This window comes from Streptomyces sp. NBC_00016, from assembly GCF_045040885.1.
Classification (GTDB): domain Bacteria; phylum Actinomycetota; class Actinomycetes; order Streptomycetales; family Streptomycetaceae; genus Streptomyces; species Streptomyces coriariae.
Genome location: NZ_CP108304.1, coordinates 540,648 through 554,737 on the forward strand (window position 1 = coordinate 540,648; position 14,090 = coordinate 554,737).

The following is a 14,090-nucleotide window of genomic DNA, read 5'->3' on the forward strand; positions in this document are numbered from 1 at the left end:
TTGCGCGTACTGCTGACCGGACATCAGGGCTACCTGGGCACCGTGATGGCCCCGGTCCTCGCGGCCGCCGGGCACGAGGTCGTCGGTCTTGACGCCGGCCTGTTCGCCGACTGTGTCCTCGGCCCGCCGCCCGCGGACCCGCAGGGGCATCGGGTGGACCTGCGCGACGTCACGGCCGAGCACGTGGCCGGGGTGGACGCCGTGATCCACCTGGCCGCGCTGTCCAACGACCCGCTGGGATCGCTGGCGCCGGACCTCACCTACGACATCAACCATCACGCCTCCGTACGGCTGGCCCGGCTGGCCCGCGAGGCCGGCGTGCGGCGCTTCCTCTACGCGTCGACCTGCTCCGTCTACGGCGCCGCCGGCGGCGGCGGCTTGGTGACGGAGGACGCTCCGCTGCGCCCGGTGACGCCGTACGCGGAGTCCAAGGTGCGGGTGGAGGACGACCTGCACGCGCTGTCCGACGGCGACTTCAGCCCGGTGTTCATGCGCAACGCCACCGCCTTCGGCTACTCGCCCCGGCTGCGAGCCGACATCGTCCTCAACAACCTGGTGGGCCACGCGCTGCTGTCCGGCGAGGTCCTGGTGCTCTCCGACGGCACCCCCTGGCGCCCGCTGGTGCACGCCGCCGACATCGCGCGTGCCTTCACGGCCGCGCTGAGCGCGCCGCGCGAGGCGGTGCACGACCGGGCGTTCAACATCGGCAGCGAGATCAACAACGTCACGGTCGCGGAGATCGCCGACCAGGTCGCCGAGGCGGTGTCCGGCGCGAAGGTGGTGATCACCGGGGAGAACGGTGCCGATCCGCGCTCGTACCGGGTGGACTTCTCCCGGTTCCGCGCCGCGGTGCCCGGCTTCGACTGCGAGTGGACGGTGAAGCAGGGCGCGCTCGAACTCGCCGACGCCTACCGCGAGCACGGGCTGACCCGGGGGGACTTCGAGCAACGCTTCACCCGGCTGGCCGTGCTGCGCGCGGCGTCCGACGCCGGCGCCGTCGACGACACCCTGCGGTGGCGCCGATGACCGCGGCCGGCGAGCAGATGTACGCGCTGGTGGAGCGGCTGTACCCGCTGTGCCGGAGCATCACGGGCGACGGTGTGCGCGCCACCCTGGAGATCGTCGACGAGTACGTCCCGCTGCAGGTGCACGAGGTGCCGACCGGGACTCAGGTGCTCGACTGGACGGTGCCGCAGGAGTGGAACATCCGCGACGCCTACGTCGCCGACACCGCAGGCCACCGGGTCGTCGACTTCGCCGCGTCCAGCCTGCACGTGCTGGGCTACAGCGTGCCGGTGTCGGCGACCATGCCGCTGGCCGAGCTGCGTGGACATCTGCACACCCTGCCGGACCACCCGGGTTGGGTGCCGTACCGCACCAGCTACTACAAGCCGGAATGGGGGTTCTGCCTGGCCCAGGAGACCTTGGACGCGATGCCGGACGGCGACTACGAGGTGCGCATCGACTCCACCCTCGCGGACGGCTACCTCACGTACGCCGAGCACGTGGTCCCCGGCCAGGTCCCCGACGAGGTGATCGTCTCCAGCCACGTCTGCCACCCGTCGCTGGCCAACGACAACCTGGCGGGCATCGCGGTGGCGGCTTTCCTGGCCCGGGCGCTGGCCGAGCAGACGCCGTACTACACCTACCGGTTCATCTTCGCGCCCGGCACCATCGGGGCGATCACCTGGCTCGCCCGCAACGCGGAGCGGGTGGAGCGGGTCAAGCACGGTCTGGTGCTGGCCTGCGCCGGCGACCCGGGCCGGCTGACGTACAAGCAGAGCAGGCGCGGCGACGCGGAGATCGACCGGGTGATGCGACACGTACTGCCCGCCTCCGAACGCCCGCACCACATCACCGAGTTCACTCCGTACGGCTACGACGAGCGGCAGTACTGCTCCCCCGGGTTCGATCTCGGCGTGGGCTCGCTCAGCCGGACCCCGTACGCCGGCTACCCCGAGTACCACACCTCGGCGGACAACCTGGACCTCGTCTCCCCGGAGGCGATGGCGGACACGCTCGCGCTCTGCCGCGAGGCATTCGCCGTCCTCGACCGCAACCGGCGGTACGTCAATCTCAGCCCCTACGGCGAGCCGCAGTTGGGCCGGCGCGGGCTGTACGACGCGCTCGGCGGCCGCAGCGACACCCAGCAGGCCCAGCTGGCCATGCTCTGGGTGCTCAACCTCTCCGACGGCGAGCACAGTCTGCTGGACGTCGCCGAGCGGTCCGGGCTGCCGTTCGGCGCCGTCGCCGCCGCGGCCGACGCCCTGCACGGCGCCGGGCTGATCAAGGCATGACGCCGATGACCACCGAGGGGGAGAAACCGACGGCCCCGGCCGGATCCGCCAGGCGGGCCCTCGTCGGTCGGCTGTCCTGGGGACTGGCCGACCAGGCGGCCTCCAGCGTGAGCAACTTCGCCGTGGGCATCTACGTGGCCCGCTCGCTGGGCGTGACCGCGTTCGGTGTGTTCAGCCTCGCCTGGGTGACCTATGGCGTGGTGCTCAACGTCTCCCGCGGGCTGGCCACCGACCCGCTCGTGGTCCGCTTCAGCGGCGTGCCGAAGGCCTCGTGGCGCGGGGCGGTGGCCCGGTCGACGGGTACCGCACTCGGCGTCGGTACGGCCATCGGCGCGGTGTGTCTGGTGGCCGGGCTCGGCCTCGGCGGCCGCCTGGGGCCCGCGTTCGCCGCCCTGGGTGTCATGTTGCCGGGGCTGCTGCTCCAGGACGCCTGGCGGTACTCGTTCTTCGCCGCCGGCGCCGGGCGGAAGGCGTTCGTCAACGACGTCGTGTGGGGTGTCGCGCTCGTCCCGGCGCTGGTGGTGGCGGCCCGTGTGGGCAGCGTGGCCGCTTTCGTGCTCGCCTGGGGCGCGTCCGCCACGGTGGCGGCGGGGTACGGCTACGTCCAGTCCGGGATCCGGCCCCGGACGACCGAGGCGCGCGGGTGGCTGCGTGAGCAGCGCGATCTCGGCTACCGGTACCTGGTCGAGAACGTCAGCCTCAGTGGCGCGAGCCAGCTGCGGGCGTACGGGCTCGGCGCGATCGCCGGGGTCGGCGCGGTGGGTGCGGTGCGGGGCGCCGAGCTCCTGCTCGGCCCGTTCCTTGCGGTGCTCATGGGGCTTTCGCTGGTCACCGTCCCGGAGGCGGCACGGGTGCTGCGGCAGGCCCCACGACGACTGGGCCGATTCTGCCTCCTCCTTGGCGGGGGGCAGGCCGCCGGCGCGCTGGTCTGGGGCGGGGCGCTGCTGCTGATGCCCGGCCGGCTCGGCGAGCTGGTGCTCGGCGGGGTCTGGCACTCGGCCTCGGAGCTCATCGTGCCGATCACCCTCGGCGTCGCGGGCGCGGGCCTCGGCACCGGCGCGGCGGCCGGGCTGCGCGCGCTCGGCGCGGCCCGGCGCAGCCTGCGCAGCCAGCTGTTCGCCTCCGCCTGCTATGTCGGCGGCGGGCTCGGCGGGGCGGCCGCCGCCGGCACGGTCGGCTCGGCCTGGGGCGTCGCCGCCGCGACCGTCAGCAGCTCTGCCGTGTGGTGGCTGCACCTGCGATCCGCCCTGCGCGAGCGCCACCACGATCCCCTTCCCGAAGTGAGGACCTCATGACCGCGCAACCCAGGCTGAGCATCGGCCTGCCCGTGTACAACGGCGAGGAGTACCTGGCCGAGTCGCTCGACGCCCTGCTCGGGCAGACCTACGAGGACTTCGAGCTGGTCATCTCCGACAACGCCTCGACCGACGGGACGCAGGAGATCTGCCGCAAGTACGCCGCGCGGGACTCGCGCATCCGGTACCTCCGGCTGCCCCGGAACATCGGCGCCACGCCGAACCACAACCATGTGCTGGCCGAGTCCCGCGGCGAACTGTTCAAGTGGGCGTCGCACGACGACCTGTACGGCCGGGACCTGCTGTCGCACTGCGTTCAGGCGCTGGACGAGCGGCCGGACATGATCCTTGCGCACACCGGCCAGGCGGTCATCGACGGCGACGGCCGGGTGACGGTCCCCTACGAGTACGGGCTCGCCACCGACTCGCCGCACCCGCCGGAGCGCTTTCGCAGTCTGCTGTTCGAGCCGGGCGGCGACGACTTCTACGGGGTGATGCGGACCGACATGCTGCGCCGGGTGAAACCGATGGACAGCTACCACCACGCGGACCGCACATACGTCGCCGAGATCACCCTGCACGGTCCCTTCCACCAGGTGCCGGAGCTGCTGTACTTCCGCCGCGACCACCCCACCCGCGCCGAGCGGGCGAACCCTTCCAAGCGCTCCCGGTGCGTCAATCTGGACCCGCGCCGGGCGGGCCCGCTGCACCCGACGCCCCGGCTGCTCGCCGAGTACGTCTGGGGCTTCGCCTCGGCGATCCGGCGGGCGCCGTTGTCCCCGGCCGACCGGCGCGCGTGCTACCGCCACCTGGCCGCTTGGATGACCAGCCGGGTCCGGCCGGGCGCCGGTGAGCGGATCGAGGACCGCGCCCCGGTCGATCCGGCGCTGCTCACGGTCTCCGTCGACGCGCTCGTCGCCGGCCGTGAGGGGAGGCTGACGTGACGGCCGCGGACGGGGCCCCGGTGCGCGTGGGGGTGTTCGGCCTGCTCGGCTCCGGCAACCTCGGCAACGACGGATCGCTCGAAGCCGTGCTCGGGTACCTCCGCACCGCGCACCCGGAGGCGGTCGTGGACGCGCTGTGCGGCGGACCCGAGGCCGTGACGAACCGGTTCGGGATCCCCGCGACGCGGCTGCACTGGTACCGCGGGGAGTACCGCACGGCGTCGCGTGCGGGCGCGATCGCGGCGAAGGGCCTGGGCAAATTCGTCGACGTCTTCCGCACCGCTGCCTGGGTACGTCGGCACGACGTGGTGATCGTGCCGGGCATGGGCGTCCTGGAGGCGACACTGCCACTGCGGCCCTGGGGCTTCCCGTACTCGCTGTTCCTGCTCTGCGCGAGTGGCCGGCTGCTGGGCACGCGGGTGGCGCTGGTCGGCGTCGGCGCCGCGACGATCGGCGACCGGCCGACCCGTGCTCTGGTGCGCTGGTCGGCGCGGCTGGCCGCATACCGGTCGTACCGGGACACGCAGTCCCGCGACGCGATGCGGGCGATGGGCGTGGACACCGCGCGCGACGAGGTACACCCGGACCTCGCGTTCGCCCTGCCGACGCCGCAGACGAGCGCGCCCGCGGACCCGTCGGCCCCGCCGGGCCCCGTCTGCGTCGGCGTCATGGACTTCCACGGCGGCAACGACGACCGTGCCCGGGCCGAGGAGATATACCGGCGCTACCTCGACGGGACGGTCCGGTTCGTCCGCGCGCTGGTCGAGGAGGGCAGGGCTGTCCGGCTGCTCACCGGTGACGAGTGCGACGCGTCGGTGGTCGCCGCGATCCTCGACGCGGTGGACTCCTCGCTGGTCACCGCTGCCGAGCCGTCCTCACTGGCCGACCTGATGAAGGAAATGGCGGCTGCCGACAGCGTGGTGGCGATCCGTTACCACAACCTGATCTGCGCGCTGAAGACCGGTACGCCGGTCCTCGCTCTCTGCTACGCGGCGAAGAGCGACTCGCTCATGGCGGAGATGGGCCTCGGCGCGTACTGCCACCCGGCGCGCGAGGTCGACGCCGACCGGCTGATCGAGCAGTTCCGTGCGCTGGAGAAGCGTTCGGCCGAGCTGCGGCAGACCCTCGACGCGCGGAACCTGGCTGTCTCCCGGCAACTCGACCGCCAGTTCGACTCCTTGACCGCGGCCCTGTTCCCTGCGGCCGACCACTCCCCCACCTTACGGAAGGCGCCATGAAGGCGACCGAAGTCCCGGAGATCACCGGCGCGTACCTCTTCGAGCCGACGCCGTACGCCGACGAACGCGGCTTCTTCTGCCGCACCTTCGACGCCGACGTCGTCCGCTCGGTGGGCCTCGACCCGGACGCCTTCGTCCAGGACAGCCTGTCCCGCTCGGTCCGGGGCGTGCTGCGCGGTCTGCACCTGCGCTCCGGCGCCGGCGAGGCCAAGCTGGTGCGCTGCTCGTACGGGAGGATCTTCGACGTCGTCGTGGACCTGCGGCCGGACTCACCGACGTACCGCAACCGGGCCTGGTTCGAGCTGTCCGGCGATACGCAGGTGACCCTGTACATCCCGGCGGGGTGCGCGCACGGCTTCCAGGCGCTGACCGAGACCACCGACACGTCGTACCGGATCGACCGCCCGCACGATCCGGCCGAGGACGTGACGATCGCCTTCGACGACCCGGAGCTCGCCATCCCCTGGCCGCTGCCGGTCACATCGATGTCCCAACGGGACCGGGAGGCGCCGAGCCTCGCCGAGGTCCTGAAGCACAGCGAAACGTAAAGAAAGATGAGGTCGGCGTGGACACCCAACACACCGCAGAACTCCTCCTGCCCCGGTCGCGGACGGCGAACGAGCGGCTGCACGCCCTGATCCCGGGGGGCGCGCACACCTACGCCAAGGGCGACGACCAGTACCCCGAGGACCTGGCCCCGGTCATCAGCCACGGCCGCGGCGCCCATGTGTGGGACATCGACGGCAACCGCTACATCGAGTACGGCTCCGGCCTGCGGTCGGTCAGTCTCGGCCACGCCCACCCACGCGTCATCGAGGCGGTGCGACGCGAACTCGACCGCGGCAGCAACTTCGTCCGGCCGTCCATCGTGGAGGTCGAAGCCGCGGAGCGCTTCCTGGCCACGGTGCCGACCGCCGAGATGGTGAAGTTCGCGAAGAACGGCTCCGACGCCACCACCGCCGCGGTGCGCCTCGCCCGCGCCGCCACCGGGCGCCCGCGGGTGGCCCTCTGCGCCGACCATCCGTTCTTCTCCGTCGACGACTGGTTCATCGGCACCACCCCGATGTCCGCCGGTATTCCGGCGGCGACCAACGAGCTCACCGTGGCGTTCCCTTACGGGGACCTGGCCGCCACGGAGGAACTACTCACCCGGTACCGGGACGAGGTCGCCTGTCTGATCCTCGAACCGGCCACCCACACCGAGCCGCCGCCCGGGTACCTCGCCGGACTGCGCGAGCTGGCCGACCGGCACGGCTGCGTACTGATCTTCGATGAGATGATCACCGGCTTCCGCTGGTCCGAGGCGGGCGCCCAGGGTCTGTACGGCGTCGTCCCCGACCTCTCCACGTTCGGCAAGGCGCTGGGCAACGGATTCGCCGTCTCCGCGCTGGCCGGGCGCCGCGATCTGATGGAGCTGGGCGGGCTGCGGCACTCCGGCGACCGGGTGTTCCTGCTGTCCACCACGCACGGTGCCGAAACGCACTCCCTGGCGGCCGCGATGGCCGTGCAGAGCACCTACGTCGAGGAAGGTGTCACCGCGCGGCTGCACTCCCTCGGCGAGCGGTTGGCCGCCGGTGTCCGCGAAGCCGCGGCCGGCATGGGCGTCGGCGACCACCTCGTCGTCCGGGGCCGGCCGAGCAACCTGGTCTTCGCCACCCTCGACGAGCACGGGCAGCCGTCGCAGCAGTACCGCACCCTGTTCCTGCGCCGGCTCCTCGCGGGCGGGGTGCTGGCCCCGTCGTTCGTGGTGAGCAGCGCGCTCGACGACGCCGACATCGACCACACCGTGGACGTGGTCGCCCAGGCATGTGCGGTGTACCGGAAGGCGTTGGACGCCGCCGACCCCACCCCCTGGCTGGCCGGACGCCCGGTGAAACCCGTGTTCCGCCGCTTGGTGTGACGTGATGTGACATGGCTTGACGTGATGTGACGTGACGTCAGCGACGCGCCCGCCGACCGGCGTCGGCCATCCCCTCGACCGGCCGGTCGGCAGGCCTGTCGCTCAGCCGGTCGGCCGTCCGGTCGACCAGCCACGCGGTCGCCGGTACCACCGCCAGCGCGGTGCACCAGCCACCGAGGACGTCGGTCGGGTAGTGCGCGCCCAGGGCGACCTGCGCCCAGCCCATGGCAGCGCCGGCGACCAGCGCCGCGGCGAGCACGAGCACCGTGCCGGCCGTCCTGCCGAGGCCGAGCCGGCCGGTCGTGAGCAGCGCCACCACGAGGGCGAGCGCGGTGAGGAAGGCGGTGTGCCCGCTGGGGTAGGACAGGTTGCCGTCGCCGTGGATGGTGCGTCCCACCAGGGACTTGAGCAGCGTCGCCGTCACCACGGCCAGGCCGACGCCGGCAATGACGAGCACCGCTGCGCGAGGTCGCCGAAGCAGCAGGCAGCCCGTCACGGCGGCCACGACCAGCATCACCGCTCCGGCGGGTTCTCCCAAGAAGTCCGTGGCCAGAGCGACGTGACGCCACGGCGGCCGCACGCTGTCCGCCGTCGGCCGGATGATCCACCTGTCCACCCTGCCGGGCTCGCTGTGGCCGGCGTACAGGACCCCGAGCGCGACGACCACCAGCGCGGCGAAAGCCCCGACCAGCCCGAGCCACCCGCGCAGCGCTGGAGGCAGCACCGGGGGCGCCGCACGGCCGGTCACCCGGCCACCGCGTCCGGTCGACCCGCGGCGGCTTCCTGATTCCCCTGATCCAGGCCCTCGTCGCGGCCACCACCGCCCGAGCCGACGCGCGCGTGCACCACCCGCCGCACGCCGTCGCCGTCCATCCGGCAGATGCGATGCACCGCGCCCTCCCGTCGGGGCGGACCCCGTGTCACCCGCCGCTACCGCGACGCCCCGTCCCCGAGCACTGCCCGCCGCCGCCCGCCCACTCGGCCGGATCGTCAGATGTACGGGCCGCGCACAGCCGGACCGAGCTCGTCGGTCTGTCCGTCGCCTGGTCAAGGGCATCGGATTCCGTCTCTGCTTGTCACCCTAACCAACAATGTGGTCGCGACGGCCCGACATGAACATCTATGTCACGCCCATGACACCACCTGGAAGAGAAGGTCGGTTCGAAATTTCGTTGGCCATTCGGAAACTGAAGGCTTCACGGATACTAGGGAGGCGGTCGGACATGTCAACCCCATCGTCGAACCACCTCCACGATCTGGCCATACGGACGTGCGGAAGGTGGCGCATCTGCACCATCCGGGCAATTGGCCTGCGGTGACACCACATCAGAAGCTTCGAATGTTTCGAGGCTTCTGACGATTCATGCGCGAGGTATTGACGGGATTCCCCGGCCTCCTATCATCCAGAATGCTCGACAAGCCGATCCTTGTTCGAGATCTCGTATACAGAGCAGCCGCTCGCGCGCACCAGCAGGGCACCTCCGGGCAACTCCCACCCCCCCCAACGGCTGGGCCACAGAAGGAGAACGCCACCCCGTGCAGATGTCATGGACTCATCACATCCTGTCCCGTCGCCGCGCACTGACGACCGCCACCGGCCTGGCCGCCGGTGCCCTGCTTCCTCCCGCAGCGGCCCACGGAGCCGACTCCCCCCGGCGGCCGGCCCTCGCGACCGCGGCGGCCTTCACGAACCCGGTGATCTGGCAGGACTTCGCGGACATCGACGTCATCCGCGTCGGCGACACCTTCTACGCCTCGGCCTCGACCATGCACTACTCGCCGGGCGCGCCCGTCCTGCGGTCGTACGACCTGGTCAACTGGGAGATCGCCGGTCACTCAGTGCCCGTGCTCGACTTCGGCGCCAAGTACGACCTGAACGGTGCCCGCGGCTACGTACGGGGCATCTGGGCTTCGTCACTGGCCTACCGGCCGAGCAACAGGACGTTCTACTGGCTCGGCCAGATCGACTTCGCCAGGACGTACGTCTACACGGCGACCGCCGCCGAGGGGCCGTGGAGCCGGCTCACGACGATCAGCACGCCCTACTACGACGCGGGGCTGCTCGTCGACAGTGACGACACCCTGTACGTGGCGTACGGGAACACCACGATCAGCGTGGCCCAACTCTCGCCCGACGGCCGCAACCAGGTCCGCACGCAGCAGGTGTTCACCGCTCCGTCGAGCGTCGGCACCCTCGAGGGCTCCCGCTTCTACAAGATCAACGGGCAGTACTACATCTTCCTGACCCGCCCCGCCAACGGCCAGTACATCCTCAAATCGTCGAGCGGCCCCTTCGGTCCCTACACGATGCGGCAGGTCCTCCTCGACCTGCCCGGGCCGATCGCCGGCGGTGGAGTCCCCCACCAGGGCGGGCTGGTGCAGACGCAGGGCGGCGCCTGGTACTACCTGGCCTTCGTCGACGCCTACCCCGGTGGCCGGATGCCCGCCCTGGCGCCGGTCACCTGGACCGCGGACGGCTGGCCGGTCGTGCAACTCGTCAACGGCGCATGGGGTACCTCGTATCCCGGCCCGACCGTGCCACCTCCGCCCCGCCAGGTCACCCCCATGACCGGCGTCGACACCTTCGACGGCACGGTCCTCAAGCCGAGATGGGAGTGGAACCACAACCCGGACAACACCAGATGGTCGGTGAACAACGGCCTGACCCTGCGGACCGCGACCGTCACCGACGACCTCTACGGGGCCCGCAACACCCTCACGCACCGCATCCAGGGCCCCACCTCCACCGCCACGGTCCAGCTCGACCACACCGAGATGCGCAACGGCGACCGGGCCGGACTCGCGCTGCTGCGTGACTCCTCCGCATGGATCGGCGTCAAGCGCGACGGCGCCGGGACCCGGGTGTCCATGGTCAACGGGCTGACCATGGACACCAACTGGAACACCACCGGCACCGGCACCGAGGCCGCGAGCGCGGCCGTCTCGGGCAGTCGCGTCTGGCTGCGCGCGAGCGCGGACATCCGTCCCGGCACCGGCCGCCTCGGCACCTTCTCCTACAGCACCGACGGCACCACCTTCACCCGCCTCGGACCGGCCTTCTCCCTCGGCAACGACTGGCGGTTCTTCATGGGCTACCGATTCGCCCTCTTCCACCACGCAACCCAGGCACTCGGCGGCGCGGTCCGCTTCACACGGTTCGAGCTGACCACGCCCTGACGAGGTCCACCGATCGCACCACGCAACCCCCCACGCACCCCACGAGGAGAACCATGAATCCACTGAAACGGCTCGGCTGTCGCCGAGCCTCGGTCCTGGGCCTGCTGGCCGCGACCGTCCTGGCGACACCCGGGACCGCGACCGGCGCGCCCGACGCGCCCGAAACCGTTCGGGCCTCCACCCTGGGCGCCCAGGCGGCCCAGTCCGGACGGTACTTCGGAACCGCCGTGGCCGCGGGCCGGCTCGGCGACGGAACGTACACCGGCATCCTGGACCGTGAGTTCAACTCGGTCACACCCGAGAACGAGATGAAGTGGGACACGATCGAGCCGTCCCGCGGCTCGTTCAACTTCGGCCCTGGGGACCAGATCGTCAACCGCGCGACGTCCCACGGTCAGCGCATGCGTGGCCACACGCTGGTGTGGCACTCCCAACTGCCCGGCTGGGTCAGCTCGATCAGGGACGCGGGCACCCTGCGCGGCGTGATGAACAACCACATCACCACCGTGATGAACCACTACAAGGGCCGGATCCACTCCTGGGACGTGGTCAACGAGGCCTTCGCCGACGGCTCCAGCGGCCAGCTCCGCAGCTCGGTCTTCCGGGACGTGCTGGGCGACGGCTTCCTGGAGCAGGCGTTCCGCACGGCCCGGACGGCCGACCCGGCGGCCAAGCTCTGCTACAACGACTACAACATCGAGGACTGGAACGCCGCCAAGACCCAGGGCGTCTACCGCATGGTGCGCGACTTCAAGGCACGCGGCGTGCCCATCGACTGCGTCGGCCTCCAGGCCCACTTCGGCGCCGGCGGTCCTCCCGGCAGCTTCCAGACGACGCTGTCGAGCTTCGCCGCCCTCGGCGTCGACGTCCAGATCACCGAACTGGACATCGCGCAGGCGTCAACGACCGCGTACGCGAACACGGTCAGGGCCTGCATGAACGTCGCGCGCTGCACCGGCATCACGGTCTGGGGCATCCGCGACAGCGACTCCTGGCGCAGCAGCGAGAACCCGCTGCTGTTCGACCGCAGCGGCAACAAGAAGCCGGCGTACAACGCGGCGCTGACCACGCTGGGCGGCACGCCCGCCTCCACGCGCAGCACCCCCGCCGCCACGCGCAGCACCCCCGCCGCGCGCGCCCTGCCCAGCAGTTACTCGTGGAGCTCCAGCAACCAGCTGATCGCGCCGAAGTCCGACTCGACCCACAACATCGCCGGTATCAAGGACCCGACGGTCGTCTACTACAACGGCAAGTACCACGTGTTCGCCAGTACCGCGAGCTCCTCCGGCTACAACCTGGTCTACCTGAACTTCAGCGACTGGTCGCAGGCCGGCTCGGCCACCCACCACTACCTCGACCGCACCGCCATCGGCGCCGGTTACCGCGCCGCGCCGCAAGTGTTCTACAACGCGCCGCAGCGCCTGTGGTACCTCGTCTACCAGACCGGCAACGCCTCGTATTCCACCAACCCCGACATCAGCAACCCCAACGGGTGGAGCGCCCCGCGCAACTTCTACTCGTCGATGCCGGAGATCATCCGGCAGAACATCGGCAACGGCTACTGGGTCGACATGTGGGTGATCTGCGACAGCGCCAACTGCTACCTGTTCTCCTCCGACGACAACGGACACCTGTACCGCTCGCAGACGACCGTCGGCCAGTTCCCGAACGGCTTCACGAACACGGTCATCGCACTGCAGGACTCGAGGAACGCGTTGTTCGAAGCGAGCAACGTGTACAAGGTGCAAGGCAGCAACCAATATCTGCTCCTCGTCGAGGCGATCGGTTCCGACGGGCGGCGCTACTTCCGTTCCTGGACCGCCGCCGGTCTCGCCGGCTCCTGGACGCAGCTCGCCGCGTCCGAGAGCAATCCCTTCGCCCGGGCGAACAACGTCGGCTTCCCCGCGGGTGCCTGGACCCGGGACATCAGCCACGGCGAGATGATCCGCGCGGGCTATGACCAGACACTCACCATTCCGGCCTGTCGGCTCCAGTACCTCTACCAGGGCCTGAATCCCAGCGCGGGCGGCGACTACAACCTCCTCCCGTGGCGGCTCGGCCTCCTGACCCAGACCAACTCGACCTGCTGACCGACTCACCCGTGGGGAGCGCTTCCGAGGAGGCGCTCCCCACCGCCGACCATCGGACACACCCCCGTCAGAGAACCGAGGTACCGTCGTGCGCCGCAGACTGCTCGCCCTGGTAGCAGCGCTCTCCTCGCTGCCGCTCACGCTCACCGCCGCCCCGTCCGCCCAGGCGGCGGACCCGACGACCATGACCAACGGGTTCTACGTCGACCCCGACTCCAGCGCGAAGCGGTGGGCCACCGCCAACCCCGGCGACGGCCGGGCATCCGCGATCAACGCCTCCATCGCCAACACCCCGACGGCCCGTTGGTTCGGCTCCTGGAGCGGCACCATCGGCACCGCCACCGGCGCGTACGTGGGCGCCGCGGACGCCCGGGACAGGCTGCCCGTCCTTGTCGCCTACAACATCTACAACCGCGACTACTGCGGCGGGCACTCCGCGGGCGGAGCCTCCTCGCCGTCCGCCTACACGAACTGGATCGCCCAGTTCGCGGGCGGGATCGGGAACCGCCCGGCCGTCGTCGTCCTCGAACCGGACTCCCTCGGGGACTACGGCTGCATGAACCAGGCCCAGATCGACGAACGCGAGGCCATGCTCACCGGCGCGCTCGCCGAGTTCAACCGCCAGGCTCCCCACACCTGGGTCTACCTCGACTCCGGCAACCCGGCCTGGGAGAGCGCGGCGACCATGGCCCGGCGCCTGCACGAAGCCGGCCTCCGACAGGCCCACGGCTTCTCGCTCAACGTCTCCAACTACCTGACCACGGCCGAGAACACCGCGTACGGCAACGCCGTCAACAGTGAACTCAACGCCCGGTACGGCTACACCAAGCCGTTCGTCGTGGACACCAGCCGTAACGGCAACGGCTCGAACGGCCAGTGGTGCAACCCTTCAGGCCGCCGTATCGGCACTCCCACCCGCCTGGGGGGAGGCGCCGAGATGATCCTGTGGATCAAGGTCCCGGGTGAGTCCGACGGCAACTGCGGAGTCGGAAGCGGATCCTCGGCCGGACAGTTCCTCCCCGAGGTCGCCTACAAGATGATCTACGGCTACTGACCCGGACCGCTCGGGCGCGGTTCCGGTCAGGCCGCTCCGTCCTTCTGTGCGGGACGGACGTCGATGGAGTGGAGCCAGGATGATCCTGGCTCCAC

At 70.9% G+C, this 14,090-nt stretch carries 12 protein-coding genes; 10 read left to right on the plus strand and 2 right to left on the minus strand.

What is annotated here, in order from left to right; translation table 11 throughout:
- From OG933_RS02600 to OG933_RS02630, 7 genes are read left to right on the plus strand one after another with little or no spacing between them, the layout of a single operon-like run.
- Positions 1-1,026, plus strand: coding sequence for an NAD-dependent epimerase/dehydratase family protein (locus tag OG933_RS02600; RefSeq protein ID WP_405625089.1), 1,026 nt, complete (start codon positions 1-3; stop codon positions 1,024-1,026).
- Positions 1,014-2,297, plus strand: a complete 1,284-nt coding sequence (locus OG933_RS02605; protein WP_405625090.1) for a DUF4910 domain-containing protein — start codon at positions 1,014-1,016, stop codon at positions 2,295-2,297. Before OG933_RS02600 ends, OG933_RS02605 begins: the two co-directional genes overlap by 13 nt.
- Entirely contained in the window at positions 2,294-3,592 is a 1,299-nt protein-coding gene (locus tag OG933_RS02610) for a hypothetical protein (RefSeq protein WP_405625091.1), read from the plus strand. Before OG933_RS02605 ends, OG933_RS02610 begins: the two co-directional genes overlap by 4 nt.
- Positions 3,589-4,536, plus strand: coding sequence for a glycosyltransferase family 2 protein (locus OG933_RS02615; protein WP_405625092.1), 948 nt, complete (start codon positions 3,589-3,591; stop codon positions 4,534-4,536). Before OG933_RS02610 ends, OG933_RS02615 begins: the two co-directional genes overlap by 4 nt.
- A complete protein-coding gene (locus tag OG933_RS02620) occupies positions 4,533-5,774 on the plus strand; it encodes a polysaccharide pyruvyl transferase family protein (protein WP_405625094.1) in 1,242 nt (413 codons plus the stop codon). Before OG933_RS02615 ends, OG933_RS02620 begins: the two co-directional genes overlap by 4 nt.
- Positions 5,771-6,322, plus strand: coding sequence for a dTDP-4-dehydrorhamnose 3,5-epimerase (locus OG933_RS02625; RefSeq protein WP_362530702.1), 552 nt, complete (start codon positions 5,771-5,773; stop codon positions 6,320-6,322). Before OG933_RS02620 ends, OG933_RS02625 begins: the two co-directional genes overlap by 4 nt.
- A 17-nt stretch (positions 6,323-6,339) precedes the next feature.
- Entirely contained in the window at positions 6,340-7,674 is a 1,335-nt protein-coding gene (locus OG933_RS02630) for a glutamate-1-semialdehyde 2,1-aminomutase (RefSeq protein WP_362530698.1), read from the plus strand.
- A 37-nt stretch (positions 7,675-7,711) separates the two neighbouring features.
- On the opposite strand, the gene OG933_RS02635 is transcribed toward OG933_RS02630, so the two are convergent.
- A complete protein-coding gene (locus OG933_RS02635) occupies positions 7,712-8,422 on the minus strand; it encodes a phosphatase PAP2 family protein (RefSeq protein WP_405625095.1) in 711 nt (236 codons plus the stop codon).
- A complete protein-coding gene (locus OG933_RS02640) occupies positions 8,419-8,565 on the minus strand; it encodes a hypothetical protein (RefSeq protein ID WP_362530692.1) in 147 nt (48 codons plus the stop codon). Before OG933_RS02640 ends, OG933_RS02635 begins: the two co-directional genes overlap by 4 nt.
- A gap of 651 nt (positions 8,566-9,216) precedes the next feature.
- Here OG933_RS02640 and OG933_RS02645 point away from each other — a divergent pair.
- The 3 genes from OG933_RS02645 (at position 9,217) to OG933_RS02655 (ending at position 13,995) form a co-directional block, all read left to right on the plus strand.
- Positions 9,217-10,851, plus strand: a complete 1,635-nt coding sequence (locus OG933_RS02645) for a glycoside hydrolase 43 family protein (RefSeq protein WP_405625096.1) — start codon at positions 9,217-9,219, stop codon at positions 10,849-10,851.
- A gap of 53 nt (positions 10,852-10,904) precedes the next feature.
- A complete protein-coding gene (locus OG933_RS02650; RefSeq protein ID WP_405625097.1) occupies positions 10,905-12,941 on the plus strand; it encodes a non-reducing end alpha-L-arabinofuranosidase family hydrolase in 2,037 nt (678 codons plus the stop codon).
- 88 nt (positions 12,942-13,029) lie between these two features.
- Positions 13,030-13,995: a glycoside hydrolase family 6 protein gene (locus OG933_RS02655; RefSeq protein ID WP_405625098.1), complete on the plus strand. Its 966-nt coding sequence runs from the start codon at positions 13,030-13,032 to the stop codon at positions 13,993-13,995.
- The last annotated feature ends 95 nt before the right edge of the window (positions 13,996-14,090 follow it).